Annotated in this window: 23 protein-coding genes and 1 other RNA gene; 7 read left to right on the top strand and 17 right to left on the bottom strand. The window is 62.3% G+C overall.

Translation table 11 applies throughout. The annotated features are described in order from the left end of the window. The first annotated feature begins 61 nt into the window (after positions 1-61). Together B5P46_RS16350 and B5P46_RS16345 are read left to right on the top strand one after the other, a co-directional pair. The gene (locus tag B5P46_RS16350; RefSeq protein WP_129419566.1) at positions 62-1165 is read left to right on the top strand and encodes a MotA/TolQ/ExbB proton channel family protein; all 1104 of its coding nucleotides are present in this window, start codon (positions 62-64) and stop codon (positions 1163-1165) included. Between the two features lie 3 nt (positions 1166-1168). After that, positions 1169-2200: a peptidoglycan -binding protein gene (locus B5P46_RS16345; protein WP_129419565.1), complete on the top strand. Its 1032-nt coding sequence runs from the start codon at positions 1169-1171 to the stop codon at positions 2198-2200. Here the strand turns inward: B5P46_RS16345 and B5P46_RS16340 are convergent, their stop codons facing one another. The 5 genes from B5P46_RS16340 to B5P46_RS16315 form a co-directional block, all read right to left on the bottom strand. Continuing rightward, the gene (locus B5P46_RS16340) at positions 2201-3451 is read right to left on the bottom strand and encodes an RNA polymerase sigma factor (RefSeq protein ID WP_129419564.1); all 1251 of its coding nucleotides are present in this window, start codon (positions 3449-3451) and stop codon (positions 2201-2203) included. A 7-nt stretch (positions 3452-3458) separates the two neighbouring features. Next, positions 3459-3797 (bottom strand): YciI family protein, encoded by a 339-nt coding sequence (locus tag B5P46_RS16335; protein ID WP_129419563.1) that lies wholly within the window; start codon positions 3795-3797, stop codon positions 3459-3461. A 265-nt stretch (positions 3798-4062) separates the two neighbouring features. Beyond that, positions 4063-4251 carry a YegP family protein gene (locus B5P46_RS16330; RefSeq protein ID WP_064651210.1) on the bottom strand — a complete coding sequence of 63 codons (189 nt, stop codon included), beginning with the start codon at positions 4249-4251 and terminating at the stop codon, positions 4063-4065. 264 nt (positions 4252-4515) lie between these two features. After that, on the bottom strand, positions 4516-5508 hold the full coding sequence (locus B5P46_RS16320) for a Bug family tripartite tricarboxylate transporter substrate binding protein (RefSeq protein WP_129419562.1): 993 nt from the start codon (positions 5506-5508) through the stop codon (positions 4516-4518). A gap of 143 nt (positions 5509-5651) precedes the next feature. Then, positions 5652-7454: an ABC transporter transmembrane domain-containing protein gene (locus tag B5P46_RS16315; RefSeq protein WP_129419561.1), complete on the bottom strand. Its 1803-nt coding sequence runs from the start codon at positions 7452-7454 to the stop codon at positions 5652-5654. 192 nt (positions 7455-7646) lie between these two features. Between B5P46_RS16315 and rpmE the strand changes: the two genes are divergently transcribed. After that, positions 7647-7868, top strand: coding sequence for a 50S ribosomal protein L31 (gene rpmE, locus B5P46_RS16310; RefSeq protein ID WP_003542805.1), 222 nt, complete (start codon positions 7647-7649; stop codon positions 7866-7868). Positions 7869-8058: 190 nt separating this feature from the next. Here rpmE and B5P46_RS16305 read toward each other — a convergent pair whose 3' ends face one another. The 3 genes from B5P46_RS16305 to B5P46_RS16295 form a co-directional block, all read right to left on the bottom strand. After that, positions 8059-8574 (bottom strand): DUF1465 family protein, encoded by a 516-nt coding sequence (locus B5P46_RS16305; protein ID WP_003542804.1) that lies wholly within the window; start codon positions 8572-8574, stop codon positions 8059-8061. Positions 8575-8965: 391 nt separating this feature from the next. Next, complete coding sequence (locus B5P46_RS16300; RefSeq protein ID WP_129419560.1) at positions 8966-9157, bottom strand: DUF1192 domain-containing protein; 192 nt, start codon at positions 9155-9157, stop codon at positions 8966-8968. Positions 9158-9178: 21 nt separating this feature from the next. Further along, positions 9179-10477 (bottom strand): MFS transporter, encoded by a 1299-nt coding sequence (locus B5P46_RS16295; RefSeq protein ID WP_129419559.1) that lies wholly within the window; start codon positions 10475-10477, stop codon positions 9179-9181. Positions 10478-10648: 171 nt separating this feature from the next. On the opposite strand from B5P46_RS16295, the gene B5P46_RS34445 reads away from it, so the two are divergent. Next, positions 10649-10813 (top strand): hypothetical protein, encoded by a 165-nt coding sequence (locus tag B5P46_RS34445; protein WP_164986502.1) that lies wholly within the window; start codon positions 10649-10651, stop codon positions 10811-10813. Positions 10814-10835: 22 nt separating this feature from the next. On the opposite strand, the gene B5P46_RS16290 is transcribed toward B5P46_RS34445, so the two are convergent. The 8 genes from B5P46_RS16290 to tkt form a co-directional block, all read right to left on the bottom strand. After that, positions 10836-11759, bottom strand: a complete 924-nt coding sequence (locus B5P46_RS16290; protein ID WP_129419558.1) for a PhzF family phenazine biosynthesis protein — start codon at positions 11757-11759, stop codon at positions 10836-10838. Between the two features lie 409 nt (positions 11760-12168). Further along, the gene (locus B5P46_RS16285) at positions 12169-13194 is read right to left on the bottom strand and encodes a class I fructose-bisphosphate aldolase (protein ID WP_129419557.1); all 1026 of its coding nucleotides are present in this window, start codon (positions 13192-13194) and stop codon (positions 12169-12171) included. 226 nt (positions 13195-13420) lie between these two features. Then, a complete protein-coding gene (locus B5P46_RS16280) occupies positions 13421-14623 on the bottom strand; it encodes a phosphoglycerate kinase (protein ID WP_206735360.1) in 1203 nt (400 codons plus the stop codon). Positions 14624-14693: 70 nt separating this feature from the next. After that, complete coding sequence (locus B5P46_RS16275) at positions 14694-16568, bottom strand: potassium/proton antiporter (RefSeq protein ID WP_129419555.1); 1875 nt, start codon at positions 16566-16568, stop codon at positions 14694-14696. Positions 16569-17059: 491 nt separating this feature from the next. After that, positions 17060-17239: a hypothetical protein gene (locus B5P46_RS16270; protein WP_129419554.1), complete on the bottom strand. Its 180-nt coding sequence runs from the start codon at positions 17237-17239 to the stop codon at positions 17060-17062. Between the two features lie 249 nt (positions 17240-17488). Continuing rightward, positions 17489-17803: a hypothetical protein gene (locus B5P46_RS16265; RefSeq protein ID WP_129419553.1), complete on the bottom strand. Its 315-nt coding sequence runs from the start codon at positions 17801-17803 to the stop codon at positions 17489-17491. A 251-nt stretch (positions 17804-18054) separates the two neighbouring features. Beyond that, positions 18055-19065, bottom strand: coding sequence for a type I glyceraldehyde-3-phosphate dehydrogenase (gene gap, locus B5P46_RS16260; RefSeq protein WP_129419552.1), 1011 nt, complete (start codon positions 19063-19065; stop codon positions 18055-18057). A gap of 83 nt (positions 19066-19148) precedes the next feature. Next, complete coding sequence (gene tkt / locus B5P46_RS16255) at positions 19149-21122, bottom strand: transketolase (protein ID WP_129419551.1); 1974 nt, start codon at positions 21120-21122, stop codon at positions 19149-19151. 333 nt (positions 21123-21455) lie between these two features. Between tkt and B5P46_RS16250 the strand changes: the two genes are divergently transcribed. The 3 genes from B5P46_RS16250 to ssrS all read left to right on the top strand — a co-directional run bounded on the left by B5P46_RS16250 (position 21456) and on the right by ssrS (position 22352). After that, a complete protein-coding gene (locus tag B5P46_RS16250) occupies positions 21456-21731 on the top strand; it encodes a DUF4164 domain-containing protein (protein WP_012758879.1) in 276 nt (91 codons plus the stop codon). 15 nt (positions 21732-21746) lie between these two features. After that, positions 21747-22124 carry a cell division protein ZapA gene (locus B5P46_RS16245; RefSeq protein WP_129419550.1) on the top strand — a complete coding sequence of 126 codons (378 nt, stop codon included), beginning with the start codon at positions 21747-21749 and terminating at the stop codon, positions 22122-22124. Positions 22125-22193: 69 nt separating this feature from the next. Continuing rightward, a non-coding RNA gene (ssrS, locus tag B5P46_RS16240) (6S RNA) lies at positions 22194-22352 on the top strand. 66 nt (positions 22353-22418) lie between these two features. Here ssrS and B5P46_RS16235 read toward each other — a convergent pair. Beyond that, complete coding sequence (locus B5P46_RS16235; protein WP_129419549.1) at positions 22419-23906, bottom strand: esterase-like activity of phytase family protein; 1488 nt, start codon at positions 23904-23906, stop codon at positions 22419-22421. Positions 23907-23982 lie beyond the last annotated feature (76 nt).

Here is a 23982-nt window from a genome sequence, read left to right as displayed (position 1 = left end):
TCAATTCGGCACAATGTTGTTCTAGTCTCCGCCAGCAGGGAATCCGGAGGCTGCGTAACCTATGGAAAATGTGAATGTGGCGGAGATCGGCTCCACCGAAAAGACGGCGGGCACTTATGCCAACAGGCTTTCGAGCCCCATGCCCTTCCTCTGGACGATGCTGCTCTTCCTCGTCATCGTCGGTTTTATCGCCGCCATCCTCTTCCGCCAGACGCAGACCGCCTTCATGCATAATCCGGGCCTCAACGGCCTGATTGTCGGCGTTCTCGCAGTCGGAATCATCCTTGTTTTCAACCATGTACTGGCGCTTCGCCCCGAAGTGCGCTGGTTCAATTCGTTCCGCGCCGCCGGCAGCGCCGACAAGGTCAACCGCAATCCGCGGCTGCTTGCGCCAATGCGGGCGCTGCTCGGCAGCCGCAAGTCCTCAGTGGCGCTGTCGACGACGGCGCTGCGCTCGATCCTCGATTCGATCGCCACCCGCCTCGACGAATCGCGCGACGTTTCCCGCTACCTGATCGGCCTCCTGGTCTTCCTCGGCCTGCTCGGCACCTTCTGGGGCCTCATCGGCACCATCAGTTCGATCAGCATCGTCATCCAGTCGCTCGATGCCGGCTCGAACGGCACCGGAGACGTGCTCTCGGCGCTGAAGGAAGGGCTTTCCACGCCGCTTTCGGGCATGGGCCAGGCCTTCTCCTCCTCGCTGCTCGGCCTTTCCGGTTCGCTCATTCTCGGTTTCCTCGACCTGCAGGCGGGCCGCGCGCAGAACCGCTTCTACATGGAGCTGGAAAACTGGCTGTCCTCGGTCACGGATGTCGGCTCCGATCTTGCCCCGGCTCTCGAGGCCGTTTCCGGCGCTTCCTCGGACGACATGCGCGCGCTCTCCGATTATCTGCGCAAGGTCTCCGAAGAGGGTGGTGCCGGCAGCCAGCGCTCCGTCGCCGCCATGGCGAGCCTTGCCGAAGGTATTCAGGGTCTCGTCAAGAACATGCGCAACGAGCAGCAGATGCTGCGCGACTGGATCGAGGCACAGCAGGACGAGGCCAAGGCGATGCGCCGCACGCTCGACCGGCTTGCCGAACGCATCGGCGTGCAGGAGCGTGCAGGCGAGAGGGGCGAGCGTTTACGCGACCGCGCCAGCCAGTCGGAAAAGAGTGAGGGCAAGTAAGCCATGGCTCTTGCCCGCAACCGGCGCCGCGAACGCACGGTGGATTATTGGCCAGGCTTCGTCGACGCGCTGTCGACGCTGCTCATCTCCGTCATGTTCCTGCTGACGGTCTTCGTCGTCGGGCAGTTCATCCTCAGCCGCGAGATCACCGGACGCGATGAGGTGCTCAATCGCCTCAACAGCCAGATCAACGAGCTGACGCAGCTTCTGGCGCTCGAAAAGGGCAGCAACCAGGATCTCCAGGATTCTGTCGCCAATCTGCAGGCCTCGCTTGCCAGTGCCGAAGGCGACCGTTCGCGGCTGCAGGCGCTGCTGAATGCCGGTTCGGGCGGTCAGGATGCGGCGCAGAAGCGGATCGGCTCGATGACGCAGGAGCTCGACGAGCAGAAGCAGGTGAGCGAACGGGCGCTCAGCCAGGTCGAACTGCTGAACCAGCAGATAGCAGCGCTTCGCAGCCAGATCGCCGCCGTCGAAGCAGCCCTTCAGGCGTCGGAGCAGAAAGACCGGGTCTCGCAGACCAAGATCGCCGATCTCGGCAGCCGCCTCAACGTGGCGCTCGCCGCGCGCGTGCAGGAGCTGAACCGCTACCGGTCCGACTTCTTCGGCCGGTTGCGCGAGATCCTTTCGGACCGCGAGAATATCCGCATCGTCGGCGACCGGTTCGTCTTTCAGTCGGAAGTGCTGTTTCCCTCGGGCGGCGCCGATCTCAACCCGGAGGGGCAGACCGAGATGGCGAAGCTCGCCGCCGCCCTTCTCGATCTCGCCAAGGAAATCCCACCCGAGATCAATTGGGTGCTGCGCGTCGACGGCCATACCGACAATGTGCCGCTTGGCGGAACGGGCCGCTATCGCGACAATTGGGAACTCTCCTCGGCGCGTGCGATTTCGGTCGTCAAGTTCCTGATCGCACAGGGCGTGCCGGCCGACCGGCTGGTTGCGGCCGGCTTCGGCGAGTTCCAGCCAATCGCCCCGGGCGACACGCCGGATGCGCGCTCCACCAACCGCCGCATCGAGCTGAAGCTGACCGAGAAGTGATTAACTTGATATCGCCTGCCGCGCTTCCTTTAGTCGGCCGGCAAGAAAATCGCGCACGGCGGGGCTGTCGCTGAGGCCGATCGCTGTCATATAGGCATCGGCTGCTGCGGTATCATCGCCGGTCTGGGTCAGGAGAAAAGCACGCACCGCCCAGTAGGGCTGGTAGCTTGCGATGTCGCGCGGATCGAGCTTGTCGAGCCGCTCAAGGCCGGCAGCGGCGCTCAAGGCCCTGCCGATCACCGCAGCCTGGCTGACATGCGCACCCAGCGTCGGCTTCATCATCACCAGCGCCGCGTAGAGTGTCGTCAGCGCCTGCCAGTCGGTCGTTCCCGACAGCCGGCGCGCCGCATGCACCGACTGGATCGCCGCCTGGCACTGGAAGGGGCCGAAACGGTCGAAGCCGCCGGCTTTGCGCAGCAGTGCATCCGCCTCGGCAATCATGATCGCGTTCCACGCGGCCGCGTCCTGCTCGTCCAGCGGCACATATCGGCCGCTATCGTCGCGCCGGGCGCTGCGGCGGGCTTCGCAGTGGAGCATCAGCGAGAGCAGGCCGATCGCTTCCGGCTCGTCCGGCAGCACCGCCAGAAGCGCACGGCCGAGCCAGATCGCCTCGCCGGCGAGTGAATGGCGCTCTTCCTCGCCGTCGAGACCGTCCCAGCCAAGACCGTAAGCCGCGTAGATCGCCGAAAGCACCGCCGCGAGCCGCCCGGGCAAGGCGGTGCGAGGCGGAACGGCGAAGGGAATGCCGGCATCGCGGATCTTCACCTTGGCTCGCACCAGCCGCTGGCTCATCGCCTCCGGTGAGACGACGAACGATCGGGCGATGGTCTTTGCCTCGATGCCGAGAACGGTCTGCAGCATCAGCGCCGTATGCACGGAGCTGTCGATGGCGGGATGGGTGCAGGCGAAGAGCAGCTTGAGCCGCTCATCGGGAAAGACGGCGCTGCCGGCCTCGTTCATGCGTTCCTCCGCCTCCTCGAAGGCGACCGATATCGTCGTTTGCGCATTGACCTCGACGGTGCGGTGGCGGGCCGCCTGCATGAGGTTGCGGCGGGCGGCCACCAGCAGCCAGGCTTCCGGATTGCCGGGAATGCCGCGCTCCGGCCAGACGCGAAGGGCCGAAGCCAGCGCTTCCGACAATGCATCCTCTGCCGCCGGAACGTCGCGCGAGCGGGCAGCGAGGAAGGCGATCAGCTTGCCGTAGGACTGACGCGCCACCTTTTCGGCAGCGCGTCCGGCATCGGGCGGCATGACCGCCTCACATCTGCAGGCGCGGGCGCACCTCGACCGAACCCTTGTCGGAGATCGGAACGCGGGTGGCCCATTCGAGCGCGGTGTCGATGTCGGGGACGTCGATCAGATAGAAGCCGCCGAGCTGTTCCTTGCCGTCCGGATAGGGGCCGTCCTGAACATCGTGTTCCTCGCCTTTGCGGCGCACGATCGTGCCGGTCTCCGGGCCGGTCAGCCCGGCGCCACCGGTCATGATCCCTGCTTGGGCGAGCGCCTGGCTGTAGGCGACCCAGCCGTCGCGATAGGCGGGATCGCTGCGGCGAGCGAAATCCTCGGCGGCTTCGCGAATGATGAGAGCATATTGCATGGAAACTCCTGATCTCGTTGTTGCGTTGATCCGGGCATGCCGATAGCGGGGATCGAGATCCCGAAAACCGTAAAGCCCGGCGGAGCGGCGCGGCCGTTCCGAAACAATGAGGCGCGGCCACCGGTCGTTTCGACATGGTTTTAAAAAAAATATGCGAAAAAGAAAAATGGCGCCGAAATCGCACGCGGGCCGGGCTCAAGGGCGCCGGCGCTGCTCAGGGGCGCGAAAGGGCAGGGCGGCAATCACGCCGCCGCTGCCGGTCTGCTCAAGACTCGGCCTTCGTCTGGTCGACGACCTCGGCGCTTGGCGTGTTCTTCTTGATGGATTCGATGGCACTCACGGCGGACGCCTTTGCCTTGTAGCCTTCGGACAGGAACATGGTTTCCCCGTTCGATGCCTTGAAGCGGAAGCGGAACTCGCCGGCCTTATCCTTATAAACTTCGAATTTATACATGGATGTCTCCCGAAACGCTGGATTGCAATCATCAGCATCGGGAGGCTAGATCAAAATGGCGAGCTTTTCCACTGCCTTAATCAGGATTGGGTTGCTTAGCGTCCAATTGTCACCGTTTCCATTGGACGCAAGCGAATGAGGGCGCCGGCGGCTATGCCCCGAGAACAGGATGATTTTAGGCCGGGTCGGCCCAACATCTGAATCCTGTTCTCAATTAGAGAATAGAGCATGATGTCATCCGGAATCCGCTCACACTTTTCGGCATCACTCCATCTGGATGTTTGCGCCCTTGACGACCGGTCCCCATTTGGCGAGTTCGGCCTTCACATGGGCGGCGAGTTCCTCCGGCGTCGAGCCGACGATGGTGGCGCTGAATTCCTTCATCCGTTCCGCCACGGCAGGGTCGGCGAGCGCTTTCTTGGCCGAGGCGTTAAGGCGCATCACCACCTCGCTCGGCGTCTTGGCCGGGGCGAAAAGGGCGTTCCAGGTGTAGGTCTCGTAACCTGGAATGCCTGACTCGGCGACGGTCGGGACGTCGGGGAAGGAGGGCGCGCGCTCGGCCGTGGTCACCGCCAGCGCCCGCAGAGTGCCAGCCTTGATGTGGCTCGACGAGGAGGGCAGGTTGTCGAACATGATCGGCACCTGGTTGCCGATGACGTCGTTCAATGCCGGACCGGCGCCCTTATAGGGAATGTGCTGCATGCTGACGCCCGCCATGGACTTGAAGAGTTCGCCGGAAAGATGCAACGGCGTGCCGTTGCCCGACGAGGCATAGCTGTATTTGTCGGGCTCGGCCTTCAGCAGCGCGACCAGCTCCTGCACGGTCTTTGCCGGCAGTTCCGGATTGACGACGAGCACGTTCGGCACGACGACGAGCAGCGAGATCGGTGCGAAATCCTTTTCGGCGTCATATGGCGTCGATTTCAGGATCAGCGGATTGAGGGCGTGGGTCGCGACCGTGCCCATCAGGATGGTGTAGCCGTCCGGTTCAGCGCGGGCGACGTTACCGGCGCCGAGATTGCCGCCGGCACCGGCGACGTTCTGGACGATCACCTGCTGGCCGAGATCCTCCGACATCTTCTGCGCGACGATGCGGGCGACGACATCGGTCGAGCCGCCGGCCGCGAAGGGCACGACCATGGTGATCGCGCGATCGGGAAAATCCGCAGCAGTGGCAGACGCGCCGACGGCAAGGGCCGCAAGCGCACCGAAACCGAGCGCAAGGCCCGTACGTCGCGTCATATCGAAAAGCGCCATTCCTATCTCCTCCCAAGGATTTCAGCAGCAATATCCCCACCCCGGGGAATGAAGAGGTTAGGGCAGGACGCGCGAAAGACAACCGCAGAGAAGCGCGGCGGGTTCAGACTTTAGTCGCTGTTGGCGGGAGAAGTGCGCGCCGGCTATTTCGCGGCGGCGAGCACATCCTCGTTGGCGGCGTCGAATTGCAGCCGCGCCAGCCGCGCATAGATGCCGCCGTGACGGATCAGGCTCTGATGCGTGCCCTCTTCGACGACCCGGCCCTGATCCATGACGAGAATGCGGTCGGCCTTCAGCACTGTTGCCAGGCGATGGGCGATGACGAGCGTCGTGCGGCCGTCCACCAGGCCGTCGAGCGCCTTCTGAACCAGCGTCTCGCTTTCGGCGTCAAGCGCAGAGGTCGCCTCATCGAGCAGCAGCACGGGCGCGTTCTTCAGGATGGCGCGGGCAATGGCGATGCGCTGTCGCTGGCCGCCGGAGAGCGTGATGCCGCGTTCGCCGACCTCGGTCTCATAACCCTGGTCCAGCCGGGCGATGAATTCGTCGGCCTGCGCGGCAAGAGCTGCGGCGCGGACCTCGTCACGCGAGGCGCCGGGACGGCCGAAGGCGATGTTGTCATGGATCGAGGCGGCAAAGATGGTGACGTCCTGCGGCACGATGGCGATGCGCTGGCGCAACTCGTCGGGCGTCGTCAGCTGCGCATCGACACCATCGATCTTCACGCTGCCCTGCTGGGGATCGTAGAAGCGTAGCAGCAGCGAAAAGACGGTGCTCTTGCCGGCACCGGAAGGGCCGACGATGGCGACGGTCTCACCCGGCGTGATCGCGAAGCTTAAGCCATGCAGCGCCGATCTGCCGGGGCGCGAGGGATAGGCAAAATGCACGCCTGAGAATTCGACGCGGCCGCGGCTGGGCGAAGGAAGCGGCTCAGGGCTGGCGGGAGCGGTAATCGGCGAGACCTCGTCGAGAAGCTCGGTCAGCCGGTCTGCGGCACCGGCAGCCTGCGAGAGTTCACCCCAGACCTCCGACAGCGCGCCCAGCGAACCGGCGGAGATGACGGCATAGAGCAGGAACTGGCCGAGCGTGCCGGCCGAAAGCGTGCCGGCAAGCACGCTGTGGGCGCCGACCCAGAGCACGGCAACGACACTGCCGAAGATCAGCGTGATGGCGATCCCCGTCAGCAGCGCGCGCGAGCGGATGGCGGCGCGGGCGGCCTCATAGGCGGATTCGACGGCGGTGCCGTAACGCGTCGCTGCGGCATCCTCGCCGTTGAAGGCCTGGACGGTGCGCGTCGCGGCGATCGTCTCGTTGGCGAAGGCGGAGGCATCGGCCAGCGTATCCTGGGCGGCGCGTGAGCGCTTGCGCACCGAGCGGCCGAAGGCGACGAGCGGGAAGACGATCAGCGGGATCGCTCCGATGACGAGGCTCGAAAGCTTTGGCGAGGTGACGATCATCATGCCCATGGCGCCGATACAGAGGATGAAGTTCCTGAGCGCCACCGAGGCGGTGGCGCCGACGGCGGACTTGATCTGCGTCGTATCGGCGGTCAGCCGCGAGACGATCTCGCCGGATTGGTTGACGTCGAAGAAGGAGGGCGACAGCCTGGTCACATGGGAAAAGACATCGCGGCGAAGATCGGCGACGATGCGCTCGCCGATGGTGATGACGAAATAATAGCGCAGCGCGCTGGCGACCGCGAGCACGATGGCCATGACCATCAGCATGGCGAAGTAGCTGTTGATGAAGCGGCCGTCGGACTGGGTGAAGCCGTGATCGATCATGCGCCGCACGGCGAGCGGCAGCGCCAGCGAGGTAATGGCGGCAAGCGCCAGCGACATCAGCGCACCGGCCACCAGGCCACGATAACGCATGACATAGGGCGTCAGCCTGCCGAGCGGTCGCAGCGATCGCTTCTTGTTTTCCTCAGCCCGTGCCTGCTCTGCCAAATCGTCTCCGATCGCCCGCAGGGCCCGCGCAATGCGGCCTGTTGGCTCTTGTTATCCCGGCGTCCTTCATGTATAGGCACCGCATCCTAATGGGAAGCCGTAGCCATCCGACTGCGGCTTCATTTATTCAATCGGTTCGTTGGCCGCAACTGCATGCGGCAAATTGAACTCCGGTATCGCAGGAAGATTGTTATGAAGGCAGGCATCCATCCCGAATATCACATGATCAAGGTGGTCATGACCGATGGCACTGAGTACGAAACCCGCTCGACCTGGGGCTCGGAAGGCGCTGTCATGAACCTCGAAATCGATTCCAAGTCGCATCCGGCCTGGACCGGCGGCAACCAGCAGCTCATGGACCGCGGTGGCCGCGTCTCCAAGTTCAACAAGCGTTTCGGCGGCCTCGGCCTCTAATCGCTTCTGCTCGACGGAATTCGAAGAGAGCCCGGTTTTACCGGGCTTTTTTGCGTTCGCAACGGCTTACAGTGCCGCGCGCCTTTTCGGACGCGCAAAGGACGCTGTAGGGATGCCTACGTTCAGCGGCAAATAAAAAACCGGCCGCGTAAGACGCAGCCGGTTTGTATTCGAATTCTTGCGGATCCGGTCAGTTGTTGCCGAAGGCGGTCTGCAGCAGGGAAAGCTGGGCCTGGACGCTGTTCTGATTATCATGAACGATCACCGCTTCGGACGGGCGGTAGATCTCGCGGTCGAGCAGCGCAATGCGGTTCTGCAAACGCAGCGAGCGTTCGACGAGGTCGCGGAAGGATTCCGGCAGGTCGCCCCAGCCGGGTGCGGCGCGGTCGACGTTGAAGCCGTCGAGGCGAACCTTGTTCTTCTCGGCCAGCACCTGGTCACGAGACATTTCGCCATTGTTGACGGCGCGCTGCAACAGCAGCCAGGAGGCCATCTGCATCAGGCGGGTGGTGAGACGCATCGATTCCGCAGCGTAGAGAACCGAGGCCATCCGCGGCAGAACCTTGGAGGCGGCGCGGCCCTGACCGTCGAGATAGGCGGCCGTCTCTTCGACCAGCGACATGCCTTCCGCATAAAGTGCCTTGAACTGCGAGGATGCAGCGGCGCGGCCTGCAAAACTGATCGTGTTCAATCCAACTTCCGACATCGCAATAGTCCCTGTTCGCACGCAGCTACATATATTCAGGTAACGCCGGCGCCGATGGAAAAGTTTCCAGGCCCGGTCTTTATGACTTTAAGATGGTATCATTAGCCCAAATGCGCAAGCCGTTTCTTAAGAAAGGGTTAATCTCCACAGTTTCGTGGAAGTGCGCCGGCCATAGGAAAAAGAAGAGCCGCAAACGCGGCTCTCAAGGTAAAACAGGGAGAAAAATCAGACCAATTCACCGCTTGGAAAACTGTCTGAGATCCAGAGGAAATCCGGATGAATACAGTAATACCTTATAAAGCTTAATATTTTATTAACATTGTGCCGGATTAAGACTTGAGGCGGGCTATTTTATCCGCCTATAGCCTTGTTTTTCGGGGTTTTTATCGGATCACGAGCGGAAGAAGCTTTCCGCCGCCTGCCGCCCGGAGGCTTTGCGGGCGGCCTCGGCCTCGAGACGGGCGATCTCCGTCTTCAGCAATTCCACCCGCGCCTTCAATTCGTCGACCGAAAGCATGGAGAGATCGGTGCCGATCTCATGGGCGACTTTCTTCTGCGGCCGGTCATCATCGATGAAGCTCATGGTTCGTCCTCCGTTCGCTGCCTAACCAAACTTTACAGCAGGATCGTCGCTTTCGGGAGACTTTCCGGTTTCGGGAGGTTTGCCGGCGCCGCGATCGGCAAGCGACATGCTTTGCGGTGTCAGGATCGCCGAGGTGCCGGTCGGGATCGTGGTGTAGGCGTCTCGGTCGCTGGCGGGGACCGCGGCCCGGATGCGGCTCCTGATGATGGCATAAACGGTGATCAGCACATGGGCGATGGCGGTGACGAGGAAAAGCGCATGCGGAGTGATCGCCGACATGACGGGACCGCTGAGCGTCGGGCCGATCACCGTACCGATGCCATAGAGCAGCAGCAAGCCGCCCGAGACCTTGACGAAATCCTCCGACGCCGCGAAGTCGTTCGCGTGGGCGACGGCGATCGGATAGAGCGTATTCGCCACGGCGCCGTAAAGGACGACGAGCCCGATCAGCAAAGCGGGCGACGTCGGGTGGAGCAGGAAGATCAGCAGGCCGGCAAGGGCGGCGATCCCCGACATGGCGGCGAGCACGTAACGCCGGTCGATGCGATCGGAAAGCCGGCCGGCCGGCAGCTGCATCACCGCCCCGGCGAAGATGGTGGCGCTCATCATGACGGCGATGCTGGCGTCGGAGAGGCCGGCGCCGGCGCCGAATACAGGGGCGAGCGTGCCGTAGGCACCGTTGGCGATGCCGACGAGCAGGATGCCGAGGCAGGAGACCGGCGAGTTGCGATAGAGCGCCGGCAGATCGAGGCGCACCGCCTTCAGCGGTTGCGGCGAAGCGGCGGTCGACAGCGTCGTCGGCAGCATGGCGATGCAATAGAAAATGCCGCAGATCATGAACAGCACCGGCGTGCGCACATCCTCGAGCGGGATCATCATCTGGCCGCCGACGACGCCGATGAGTGTGATGCCGATATAGAGTGAGAAGATCATGCCGCGGCTCTCGTTGCTGGCGCGCTCGTTCAGCCAGCTTTCAATGATCATCGACGTGCCGGCGGTGGAGAAGCCGGTGACGGCGCGCAGGACCACCCACCAGACCGGATCGATGATGATACCGCTGACCAGCGCGATGATGGCGATGACCGAGATAAAGCCGGAAAAGGCACGCACATGGCCGACGCGACGGACGATCTTCGGCGCAACCAGGCAGCCAATGACGAAGCCTCCCGCCCACGAGGTTCCGAGCAGGCCGAGCGTCGTCGTCGCGTAGCCTTCGAGATTGCCGCGCACGGGAAGCAGGATGCCCTGCAGGCCGTTGCCCATGAAAAGGAAGAGCGTGCCAAAGAGCAGCGCGGCGACGGACAGCAGATTTCTCTTCATTTCCCCAGACTCGGTCTTAGCGATTTGCAATGACATAAGGCAGGACCTGCGTCAGCCCAGCCTCAAGATGATTGATTGTGCCCCGGAATGTCTTTACGGCGTGTCGAGATCCTGTGTTCGCGCGGAAAAATGTCCGTCCTGTGACATTCCGAAAAACGGAAAAAATAAAGCATGACAAAGCTGATAGCCTTGCTGCTCATCCTTGCCATGGCGATACAGCTGATCAAGCCGCTCGGGCTTCCCGGCCTCAGGCGGCGAATGGATTTCTGGAAGCTCGCGCTGATCGCTTTCGCCGTCTGGGCAGTGGCTCTGCTTTCGCGCGATTTCCTGATGTAGCCCCCGGTCCGGGCTGCGACCGTCAATCTTGCAAGCTAATTTCTCCGCGCATGACGGAAACGCAGCCTCCCGAGATGACGACATCGGTGACGATGCCGTTGGATTTCACGACATCAAGGGTGATGACGCTGCGGCGGCCCATTTCGACGCCCTGTTCAATGGTGATGCGGACGTTCATATCGGCCTCCGGCGCAAGCGAGACGAGATAGGCGCCGAGTGCCGCCGAAGCGCTGCCCGTTGCCGGATCTTCGGGCACGTTATCGAGGGGCGCAAACATGCGGGCGCGAATATTCCACGGATTTTCGGCTGTCCTCACATAAAGGAAGAGCGAGAAGTCGTGGCCGCTGGTCGTCTGGCGGCCGGCAGCTGCCTGGAACCCGGCAAGGTTCGGGCGGGCGGCGGCCAGCGCTTCGAGCCCGTTCAGCTGTGCGATGGCGAAGTTCAGGCCGACCGAGGCAAAGAGCGGGGCATGGGTGGTGTCGACGATGACGCTGGGGTCGAGCGAGACGCAGCCGGCGATGGTTTGCGCGGCTATGGTGTCGCCGATCGTCAGCGGCTGCGGCGCGCGGATGGCGGCAGCAGCAACCTTTCCGCCGCTGCGTTTCAGGCTGACTTCGACGATGCCGGCCTTTTCCTCGAAACGCAGCGTATCGCCGACCGGCTTGCCGAAAATCTCCGCCTGCTGGCCAAGCACATAGGCTGTGCCGACGTTCGGATGGCCGGCAAAGGGTATTTCCATCGTCGGGGTGAAGATGCGCACGCGAGCGGAATTTTGAACGTCTTCCGGCGGCAGGACGAAGGTGACTTCGGAATAATTGAACTCGGTGGCGATCTTTTGCATCGCCGCATCGCTCAGACCGCGGGCATCGGAGATAACGGCAAGCGGATTGCCCTCGAAGCGGGTGGAGGTGAAGACATCGACGGTGACGTAGGAGATGGTGTTCATCGCGGCTCCTGTTGTGGCGGGCCGCTATGAATAATCACGGACTTTGACGGGACGAAGCGGTTTCTTGTCGCCGTGACAATGATGAGGGATGTGTGTGATTGGGCGCTGGGTTGGTTTTCTTGCTCGCTCTTCTCCCCAGCGGGGAGAAGGTGGCCCGAAGGGTCGGATAAGGGGCCACACGGCGCGTGATTCGTTATTGCCCTTCGCTGACGCTCAGCGCATTCGCAGCTTTGCTGCTCACCCCCTCATCTGCCTGCCGGCATCTTCTCCCCGCTGGGGGAAGGGGTATGTGGCGGCGCTGCGCTTCTCCCCCAATGTGACAGGCACAGGTGGGGGAGGCGAAGGGGATCGGACAGGAGCGGCAACGTTGTGGTTGCCGCTCCGCCCGGAATCCCAAGCTCCAAAAAACTCAGGCGGCCTTTTCCAGGTCTTTCTTCCAGTTGCCCTTGGCGGCAAGGCTGTTCATCTCGGCGCGGTGGGTGAATTCGCGTTGGCCGGCAGCGACGTTTTCCTGCTTGCCGTTCCAGGCCCTGAGCGCGCTGTCCTGCAGGGCGCGGCCGTAGGAGAAGGTGACGAACCAGGGCAGGTCGCCGCTGGCATTGATCGCCGAAAGATGGGCTGTCGCCTCTTCGGTCGTCTGGCCGCCGGAAAGGAAGGCGATGCCGGGAACAGCAGGAGGAACGGTCGCCTTCAGCACCTTGACGGTGCGTTCAGCAACTTCCGCGACCGAGGCCTTGCGGGCGTTCTTGCCGTCGATCACCATGTTCGGCTTGAGGATCATGCCTTCGAGGTTGACGCGGGCATCGGCGAGTTCCTCGAAAACGATGCGCAGCGTGGATTCGGTGACTTCGGCGCAGCGGTCGATATTGTGGTCGCCCGGTTTGCCGTCCATCAGGCATTCCGGCTCGACGATCGGAACGATCCCGGCTTCCTGGCAAAGTGCGGCATAACGAGCAAGCGCCTGAGCGTTGGCGCGGACGGAACCGCGGGTCGGCAAGGTCGACGAGATGGCAATGACGCCGCGCCACTTGGCGAAGCGGGCGCCGGCTTCATAATATCTGGCAAGTCGCTCGCGGAGGCCGTCGAGGCCTTCGGTGATGGTTTCAGCGGGATATTTGGCCATCGGCTTGGCGCCTGTATCGACCTTGATGCCGGGGATGGCGCCGGCTGCGCGGATGATATCGACGAAGGGTGTGCCGTCCGCGGCCTTCTGGAACAGGGTCTCTTCGAAGAGGATGACGCCGGAGATGTATTTCTTCATCGCTTCGTCGGAGCGGAAGAGCATTTCGCGGTAGTCGCGCCGGCTGGTTTCGGTCGATTCGAGATTGATCGCGTCGAAACGCTTCTTGATGGTGGAGGTCGATTCATCGGCGGCGAGCAGCCCCCGGCCGCCCGTAACCATCTGCACTGCAATGTCTTCCAGTCGTTCGCTCATTTCGTTCTCTCCACAACAATAAACATCGGCACTTCAGGAATATAGAACGCGGATAACAGAAGTTTATAGCGAGGAAAATGGAAGGCTAAGTCATTGAAACGATTGAATTGAATTCAATCGTTTGAAAATCTGGGATATTTTTCATCATCTGAGCAAAAGACCGCGGAAGCTGTTTTTCTTTCCACGGTCTATGCACATGTAAAATCTGCGAAATCGGTGTTGGCGACTATTTAGCAGCGTTGAGGACGGCGACGCCGGGAAGCTCTTTGCCTTCCATCCATTCGAGGAAGGCGCCGCCGGCGGTCGAGACATAGGTGAAATCGTCGGCAACGCCGGCATGGTTGAGCGCCGAGACGGTGTCGCCGCCGCCGGCAACGGAGGTGAGCTTGCCGGCTACCGTGCGCCCAGCGGCGAATTTCGCAGCAGCGACCGTCGCAGCATCGAAGGGTGCGATCTCAAAGGCGCCGAGCGGGCCGTTCCAGACCAGGGTTGCGGCGCGTTCGATCCAGGCGTTGATGGCCTCAACGGATTTCGGGCCGACATCCAGCACCATGGCATCGGCAGGAATGGCGTTGATATCGACCGTCTCGTTGGCGGCACCCGCCTTGAACTCGCGGGCAATCACGCCATCCTCGGGCAGGATGATGGCGCAGCCGGCGGTCGCGGCCTCGATCATGATCTGCCTGGCGGTTTCGGCGAGATCGTGTTCGCAGAGCGACTTGCCGACATTGGTGCCGCGGGCGGCGATGAAGGTATTGGCCATGCCGCCGCCGATGACGAGCGCATCGACCTTCTTCACGAGGTTCATCAACAGGTCGATCTTGGTGGAGACCTTGGCGCCGCCGACGATCGCGACGACAGGGCGAGCGGGATCACCGAGGCCCTTCTCCAGCGCCTCCAGCTCGGCCTGCATGGTGCGGCCGGCATGGGCCGGCAGGTGATGGGCAAGACCCTCGGTCGAGGCATGGGCGCGGTGGGCGGCCGAAAAGGCGTCGTTGACATAGATGTCGCCATTGGCGGCAAGCGCCTTGGTGAAGTCTGCGTCGTTCTTTTCCTCGCCCTTGTGGAAGCGGGTGTTTTCCAGAAGCAGGATATCGCCGTCATTCATCGCGGCAACGGCGGAGGCGGCGGCTTCGCCGATGCAGTCGGAGGCCGTCAGCACGGGATGATCAAGCACTTCCTCAACGGAAGGGGCAATCAGCGACAGCGACAGATCCGGCGAAGGGCCATCCTTCGGCCGGCCAAAATGGGCCAGTAGGATCACCTTGGCACCCTTTTCGGACAATTCAAGGATCGTCGGCGCCACACGCTCGATACGCGTCACATCGGTGACCTTGCCGTCTTTCACCGGGACGTTGAGGTCGACGCGGACGAGAACGCGCTTGCCGCGGATGTCGGAAAGATCGTCGAGGGTCTTGAAAGAAGGCATGGGGAGGATCCTGTCGTGGTTGGCGAAAGTTGCGCCGAACATAGCAAGGATCATTCGAGACGCAAGGCGTTCAGCGGCCGTTTTCGCGTGTGCCTTCGTCGCGTCCGGCCGGCGGTTTCGGCGGGCTTTCGGAGGCTACGGTTTCCCGGTTCCGGCGTCCTTTCAGTCGGTCGCGGATGCGCTGGATGATGTCCTTGAGATTGAGGAAGATCGGCAGCGTAATTGCTGGTTCGACTGCTTCGAGCGACATGCCGACGGAGGTGATGTGATCGTGCTCGTCGAGATCGCGGACGATGAGGATGATCGAGCCGAGGCGGACGCGGTCGGCATAATCGGCCTTGCCGCCGAGGCGCTGTCGCATCAATTCGGCGATCGTCAGGCCCTTTTCGGATTCGTTGAGCAGGCCGGGGCCATAGGCGGCGTCGAGATCGGCGGCGGGGCGGGCGGGAGAGAGCGCGAAGGCCCCGAAGAATTCTGCATCGTCGTCGTCCACCGGCGCCCGGCTGGCGAAGAGCCGGTCGAGCAGGCGGGAATAGCTCGGCACGATGAAGAGGTAGACGAGATCGTGCTCGCGCAGCCGCCCGGCATATTGATAGCGCATCGACTTGCCGTCGCGGATGACGAGCGAGGGGGTCGCCCAGCGCGGAATGCGCTCGCCGCGCAGCACCGGGCTATCCTTGATGACGCGGTAGGAGAGCAGTTCGTGGTTGGCCGCGCCCGGCAGGTCGACCTCGACCTTGTCGACGGCGCCGATGCGCGGCGGAATGATCAGCCCGAGCTTCTTGGCGACGGGTTTGATCGTCCAGCCCTGGAGGAGCAGCGAGACCAGCACGATGATGAAGGCGGTGTTGAAATAGATCTGGCCGTTTTCCAGCCCGCCGAGGATCGGCATGATGGCAAGCAGGATGGAGACGGCGCCGCGCAGGCCGACCCAGGCAACGAAGCCGATTTCCTGCTGCGTGTAATCGAAGGGAAGCAGCGACAGCCAGATCGCCAACGGCCGGGCGACGAAGATCAGGAAGAGGGCGAGCAGGATGGCCGGCACAATGATGACAGGGAATTGCGACGGCGTGGCGAGCAGGCCGAGCACCAGGAACATGATGATCTGCGCCAGCCAGGTCATGCCGTCCTGGAAGCGCTTGATGGTGCCGATTGCCTGCATCTTCCGGTTTCCGGCGTAGATACCGGCGACATAGACGGCGAGGAAGCCGCTGCCGCCAACCGCGCCGGTGAAGGAAAAGACGAGAAGAGCAAGCGCCAGCACGAAGATCGGCGTCAGGCCGCGATCGGTATCGAGCTTGCTGACGATCAGCACGATCATCATGCCGCCGAGCAGGCCGAGAATGACGCCGAGGCCCATCTGCTGCACGAACATGGCGAGCATGCCGATATTGATGCCGGCGTAACGCTCGCCGCTCGCCAGCACCTCGACGAGGGCGATGGTGAGGAAGATCGCCATCGGGTCGTTGGTGCCGGATTCGACTTCCAGCGTCGAGCGCACCTTGTCGCGGATGTTGATGCCGCCGATGCGCAACAGGAAGAAGACGGCGGCGGCATCCGTCGATGCGACGATCGAGCCGAGCAGCAGACCTTCCAGCCAGGTGAAATTCAAAAGCCACATGGCGGCGAAGGCAAAGAGCGAGGCGGTGATCAGCACACCGACCGAGGCGAGCGCCAGAGAGGGCACGGCCGCCAGCCGGAAGGCCTGCATCGGCGTGCCGAAGCCGGAATCGAAGAGGATGACGGCCAGCGCGATGGAGCCGAGAATATAGGCGAGATAATTGTTGCTGAACTCGATGCCGAGGCCATCGACGCCCGCGGCAAGGCCGATCATCAGGAAGAGCAGCAGCAGGGGAGCGCCGAAGCGGAAGGCGAGCAGGCTCGAAAAAGCGGCAAGAAGCACGAGCGCCGTCGAAACCAGCACCACGATATAGAACGCTTCCATGCCCACCCCTTTCCATCGACTGCTTCGCGAACACAGCCGCCCCGGCCGATCCGCCTTTATTCAACCCCTCCGTCACGCGTGGCGATCCGTCAGTAAACGGCAAAACGTCAGAGAAGGGTAGGCCTTGCGGCTTAACCTCGTCGCGATGCTGCATCATGCTGCTGAACGGCTGCCGGACGGCCAACCGACACGGAATGCTACGGGAGAAATTCTCTATAAAGAATGTATAGGAAAATCAGGCGAGAGCAGGGCAAAAGAGACAGGCACGGATTTTTCCTGCCGGTATCTGCGAATGGCAACAGAATAAGACGCGCTCCTCCTTTCACGCGGCCCGTTTGCTTGTCCAATGACGGGAAGAATGGATTGCACGCGCGGATGCGGAGAGCGGGGAAAATGAACGCTGAGATTTTTCGATATCGGGTGGAAATGCCGGCCGCCCAGCGAGAGCCCCGGCTGTAGTTTTGTGCCAGAAGCGGCCGGCCCTTGCTCTGCTATCCCAACACTGCCTGAAGTATGACGATGGCGAGAAACGAGAGGCCTATGAACGCGGCGACCCAGATGACCAGACGATTAGCCTTTGCCAGCACGGCAGGTCTGACGTCGCGCTTGGGGTGAAACCGCTGCCGCCGTTTGAGGGTGGTGTGGGACAAGCGTTTTTGTGCCTCTACCATTTATCACCTCCACTTGGCTCATTTTAGCCATTGTGCAGCGCTGTGCATTTCCTCAATCTAGCACGCTTGGCCAGCGGATTGCCAACCCGTGATCCATCCTTGCGGCCAGGGAATTCGTCGATGATGGTTTCGCGCAGGGACGTCTATCGAATTCGAACCCGAGGCAGCCTCAACTGCACCGCCATCCTGTCCTGCGAACGGCGGCGCTTCTATATGACTTCAAAACCGGAAAAAGATGCGGATCGTCGGTCAGTCTTCTGTTTCCTCGCTCTCGTCGGTCAGATCCGCGACCGGGACCAGGAATACGACGAACTCGTCCTCGATGGTCCGTTCGGGATCATCGTCGAATTCATAGGCGTGCTCGACTTCGCTTGCTTCCTCGGCCGTTGCCTTGCGTAAGCTCAGGGCCGCTTTGCGGTCCCAAAGAGGCTTGCCTTCGGATTCCAGGACGGTCAGATCGTCGCGAAAGTCTTCCGCCTCGAAGAAATGCGTCGCTTCCTCGTGATTTTCCGAGCGAAAACTGGCAACGGCGCGGCCGGCGATTTCAACGGTAAAATAATCCATCCATCTCTCACATTTTCATGCGGGCATCAGTGCTACCGCACGGGTATTGGCGTTCCGCGCCTGGCCGGCGGCCGATGAGGCGCGAGGAAACTGGGCATTCTGGAATGTCCAGCTGAGTTATCCTAACAGATCCCATCCCGGCGATGGACGAAAAGATACCAGAGCAGGGAAGGCTGGTGTCGTTCGAAGGCACAGCAACAAAAAGCGGCCCGGTTTCCGGGCCGCTTTGCATGTCGATGCCTCAAGAGCGCTCAGATGAGCTTGGCGAAAGCGACTGCCGTGTCGGACATGCGGCTGGAGAAGCCCCACTCGTTATCGTACCAGGACAGAACGCGCACGAAGTTGCCTTCCATGACCTTGGTCTGATCGGTTGCGAAGATCGAGGAGTGGCTGTCGTGGTTGAAGTCACGGGAGACGAGCGGCTCGTCGGTGTAGCCGAGGATGCCCTTCAGCTTGCCGTTTGCAGCAGCCTTGATGGCTTCGTTGATTTCGCCGACGCTGGTCGCCTTCTTGGCGACGAACTTGAAGTCGACGACGGAAACGTTCGGGGTCGGAACGCGGATCGAGGTGCCGTCGAGCTTGCCCTTGAGGTGCGGCATGACGAGGCCGACAGCCTTGGCAGCGCCCGTCGAGGTCGGGATCATGGAGAGGGCAGCAGCGCGGGCGCGATACAGGTCCTTGTGCATCGTGTCGAGCGTCGGCTGGTCGCCGGTGTAGGAGTGGATGGTCGTCATGAAACCATGGTCGATGCCGACGGCGTCGTCGAGAACCTTCACGACCGGCACCAGGCAGTTGGTGGTGCAGGACGCGTTGGAGATGACCATGTGCTCCTTGGTGAGCTGGTCATCGTTGACGCCGAAGACGACCGTCAGGTCGGCGCCGTCGGCAGGAGCCGAGACGATGACGCGCTTGGCGCCGGCAGTCAGATGAGCGGCAGCCTTGTCGCGGGCGGTGAAGATGCCGGTGCATTCCATCGCGATGTCGACGCCGAGTTCGCGGTGCGGAAGCGTTGCCGGATCCTTGATTGCCGTGACCTTGATCGGCTTGCCGTTGCCGACGATGATCGAGTCACCCTCGACCTTCACCGTTGCCGGGAAGCGGCCGTGGATTGAGTCGTAGCGCAGCAGGTGGGCGTTGGTTTCGACCGGGCCGAGATCGTTGATGGCGACGACTTCGATGTCGGTGCGGCCGGATTCGACGATGGCGCGAAGGACGTTGCGGCCGATGCGGCCGAAACCGTTAATGGCAACCTTGACTGTCATGTTCATTCACTCCCGATAGAGTAGGGCCCCGATAGATGAGGGCCTGGATTTGAGGAGATGGAGAGCGCCTCAAGGCGCCCTCATTAAAGCTTTGCTTCCGCGGCCGCAACGACGGCGTCGGCAGTGATGCCGAAATGCTTGTAGACTTCCTTGACCGGGCCGGAAGCGCCGAAGCTCTTCATGCCGATGAAGGTGCCTTCCGGTCCGATGAAAGCATCCCAGCCTTCGCGAACGGCGGCTTCGACGGCGATCTTGACCGGCGAGTTGCCGAGGATCTCCTTGCGATAGGCTTCCGGCTGCTCGAAGAACAATTCCGTGCAGGGAACCGATACGACGCGGACGGTGACGCCCTTGGCTTCCAGCGCCGTACGGGCCGCAACGGCGATTTCGACTTCCGAGCCGGAGGCGAAGATCGTCACCTTGGCGTCGGCAATGCCAGCGAGCACATAGGCGCCCTGTTCGCAAAGGTTCTTTTCGCTGAATTCGGTGCGGGCTGCGAGCAGGTTCTGACGGGTCAGAGCAAGACCCGAAGGACGGTTGTGCGTCTTGATGGCGATCTGCCAGCATTCCGCCGTTTCCGTGGCGTCGGCCGGACGGAAGACCATCAGGTTCGGGATGGCGCGCAGACCGGCGAGCTGTTCGACCGGCTGGTGCGTCGGGCCGTCCTCGCCGACGCCGATCGAGTCATGCGTCAGGACGTGAATGACGCGGATGCCCATCAGCGAAGCAAGGCGGATGGGCGGGCGGCAATAATCCGAGAAGATCAGGAAGCCGCCGCTATAGGGGATGAGGCCGCCATGCAGCGCAATGCCGTTCATGGCAGACGCCATGCCATGCTCGCGGATGCCCCAATGCATGTAACGACCGGCGAAATCCGTCGGCGTGATCGAATGCATCTGGCTGGTCTTGGTGTTGTTCGACGGCGTCAGGTCGGCGGAGCCGCCGAGCGTTTCCGGAAGGAAGCCGTTGATGACCTCAAGCGCGTCTTCCGAAGCCTTGCGGGTCGCAACCGTCGGCTTGGTCTCGGCGAGCTTCTTCTTATATGCGCTGATCGCAGCGTCGAAGCCTTCCGGCAGCTCGCCTGCCATGCGGCGGGTGAACTCGGCCCTGGCCGGAGCCTTGGCGAGGCCGTCTTCCCAGGTCTTGACGAGGTCGACGGAGCGGGCGCCGGCTGCACGCCAGCTGTCGAGAACGTCCGCCGGGATAACGAAGGCTTCGGCTTCCCAGTTCAGTGCCTTGCGGGTGGCCGCAATTTCTTCGGCGCCGAGCGGGTTGCCGTGGACCTTGTGGGTGCCCTGCTTGTTCGGGGCGCCGAAGCCGATGATCGTCTTGCAGGCGATGAAGGTCGGGCGGTCGGACTTGTGGGCAGCTTCGATCGCGTCAGCGATAGCGGCCTGATCGTGACCGTCAATCTCGATCGTGTTCCAGTGTACCGCCTTGAAGCGGGCGATCTGATCGGTGGAGTCCGACAGCGACACGGCGCCGTCGATGGTGATCGAGTTGTTGTCCCAGAACAGGATGAGCTTGTTGAGCTTCAGGTGGCCAGCGAGCGCGATGGCTTCATGGCTGATGCCCTCCATCAGGCAGCCGTCGCCGCAGATCGCATAGGTATAGTGATCCTGGAGATCGGAGCCGAACTCCTCGCGCAGCTTGCGTTCGGCAATCGCCATGCCGACGGAATTGGCAATACCCTGGCCGAGCGGACCGGTCGTCGTTTCGATGCCGGTCGCGTGGCCGTATTCCGGATGGCCGGCGGTCTTCGATCCGAGCTGACGGAACTGCTTCAGATCTTCGATCGTCATGTCAGGATAGCCGGTCAGATACAGCAGCGAATAGAGCAGCATCGAGCCATGGCCGGCCGACAGCACGAAGCGATCGCGGTTCGGCCAGTGCGGCTTCTTCGGATCGAACTTCAGATATTTGGTGAACAGGACCGTTGCCACGTCAGCCATGCCCATCGGCATGCCCGGGTGGCCGGAGTTCGCCTTTTCGACGGCGTCCATGGCAAGAAAACGGATCGCATTCGCCATCCGGTCGTGTTGTTCGGGAGAGGTCATGGCTTTTCCGCAAGTTCCGGGTGTCGGGGGATGGCCTCGAGCCTCCAAGACCATCGAGTGAAAGCGGCAGAGACATAGCAGTTGGGACGGGCAAGTCAATAAATGGCAGGCCAAATCCGGGCTGGCGGCGGCGATTTTTGACATTTGATCGCGCGATTGTACAAATGACGAATCTGATGTGACGAGCCTATGTAAAACGCTCATCCACAGGATAGGCCGGTGGGCAAGGGACAGGATTTATTGACGGGCCGTCGGCGAGCTGCATATCCTTTTTAAATCGCAGGATCGGCGCGGCGTGCCGATTCGCGGATCCTGCGCGCGAATCGGAAAGACATGATGCCCACAGGCAAAACCATGGAAGCAGCGCTCAACGAATTGAGACAGGCGATATCGAGCCTCGAAAACGCCGTCGACATGCGCGTCGAGCGGCAGCGCGAGCAGGGCGAGATCGAGGGCGAGGTGCGGCGTGTGCACGCCGACCGTTCGCGGCTGGCGCAGGAGCTCGACCAGGCCGAATTCCGCGCCAACCGGCTGGAAGAGGTCAATCGCGAGGTATCGCGGCGGCTGGTGACGGCCATGGAAACGATCCGCGCAGTTCTGGATCGCTGATAGAAAGAGTTTGGCATGGCGCAGGTGACGGTAACGATCGACGGCAAGGCCTATCGCATGGCTTGCGAGGAAGGGCAGGAGGATCACCTGACCGATCTCGCCACCCGCTTCGACCGCTATGTCGGCCATCTCAAGGATCAGTTCGGGGAAATCGGCGATCTCAGGATCACCGTCATGGCCGGCATCATGATCATGGACGAGATTGCCGAGCTGACGCGCCGTGTCGCCGGATTGGAGTCCGAACTCGAGACGCTGCGCGGCAATCGCGATACGGTGCTTGCCGCCACCGCCCGGACCGAGGAAAATCTTGCGGCGGCGCTCAGTGAAGTGTCGAGCCGCATCCGCGGCATCACCGACAAGCTGAACGGCCGGTCCGCACCCGAACTCAATTGATCTCAAATAAATAGGGGCGGCCTTCCGTCGCCACTGGCGCGTCAGCACAAACGACCTTATATATCGGCATGCGGTCTGCGCCTCTCGACAGGAACCACAATCCCTGGGGCCATACTCGATCCAAAGGGAGCTGTCCCTGGCCAGGCCCGTGGGCCTGGACACACGGCGCCCACCTACGTTTGTAGGCACCCAGGATCGTAAACATCCATCGGTGGTCGTGGATCGCACCCTTTCCTTTTAGATATGGCGGGCGAACGCGCGGTTTGCGCGTCCGTCCCTTTTTCAGCGGCTTCGTTACTTCTTCAGGCCTGGAAGGGTGACCTGGAAGACCTGGAACATGGTGTCGACGTCGGCACCGCCGTCCGCCTTGTAGGCGGCACCCACCTGGAAACCATCCTGCGTCAAGAAGTCGTTGTCATTGACGACGAACAGGAAATAGTCGTCCGGCAGGTTCGGGTCGAGAACGCTCGCAAGACCCATGGCCTCCCATTTTTCCGATAGATTGCTCTTGTCGTTCGGCGCGCCGTTGTGCAGGCCGAAGCGGGCGAGATCGGCCTTGTCGTTGAGGTCGATGAAGGGTGTCAGCGTCGCCTGTGTCAGCGAGGGATCGACGACGCCCTTCGGCGCGATCGGCTTGCCGTCATCGAAATCGCTGCCGGCAATGTCGGTCGCGGCGGAAACGTCGACGATGTCGACCTTGCGGTAGAGCGAGGTCTCGCCTTTCAGGCCCTGGCCGTTGCCGCTGTCACGGGTGAGCATCAGGAAGGTCTTGTCGGAAAGAGCAACGATTTCGCTCTCGGCGGCGATCGTCGTCTTGTCCTTGGCGTCCTTGAAGACCGGCAGCGGCACGACATATTCGTGCACCAGCTTCAGGTGATCGGGATCGGCGGCGTCATAGATCATGGCGCGGGTATTCTGGCGGGTCGAGCCGGAATCGCCGCCGTCCTGGCGGGCAGCCGATTGCAGCACTGATATGATGAACTTACCGTCCGGCGTCATCGCCATGCCTTCGAGACCCTGGTTGTTCTGGCGGCCGGTCTCCGGATCCTTCGGGTCCGGAGCGGAGGCGCCGGGGCCGGGATTGTTGGAGGCAAAGCTCAACGCGCCCTTGCGCATCGGCAAAAGCGCCTTCGGCGGCTGGGTGGCAGACAGGAGGTGGCCGTCGGCCGAGAAGTGGTAGATATAAGGACCGTATTCGTCACTGACGAACATGCTGCCGTCGGCCATGCGGATGATGGCTTCATTGTCGAGCGCAATCTTGCCGTTCACCGCCTGCGGCAGTGGCGGAAAATTGCCGGCAGCGGGGCGGACGCCGGATTCCGGGTCGAGACCGGTCATGTCGCCGCCTTTGTCGTCGACGAAGGGCGTGGAATGGACCAGCTTTGCGTCAACGCCCGACTGTTCCTTGCCGGTCTCGGGTGCCGCACCCGGAGCGGTCGGCGTCAGGCCGATCGAGATGGTGTTCAGGCGTGGCCGGTAATCAACGGTGCCGACGGCGTTATAACCGCGATCGGGCAACAGGTAGAGCGTGCCCTTGTAGGTAGCGCCGTCGCGGCTCCAGGCGGCGGGATCGATCGCCATGCCCGAGCCGGAACCGAAGGTCTCGCCGAATTTGTCACGCTGGTTGGCCGGAATGCGGCCGATGCCCACCAGGCCCTTGTTGACGAAGGTGAGGCCGCCGACGGTGGCGGAATTCTCGGCCATTGCGACGGCCGGAACGGCGGCGGATGCCGCAAGAACCGCGGCGAACAGCCGCGCTGTGTAAGGTCTGAGATTCTTCATGGAAATACCCTCTCGGTCAAAAGCGCTCTCGAGGCGGCTTCCCGCCCGCAGGCTGGACACCGCTTCAAATGACACC

This window comes from Rhizobium leguminosarum (assembly GCF_004123835.1).
In the GTDB taxonomy this organism is placed as follows: Bacteria; Pseudomonadota; Alphaproteobacteria; order Rhizobiales; family Rhizobiaceae; genus Rhizobium; species Rhizobium leguminosarum_M.
Note: the sequence above shows the minus strand (reverse complement) of the source record. Positions and strands in the feature narration are given on the sequence as shown.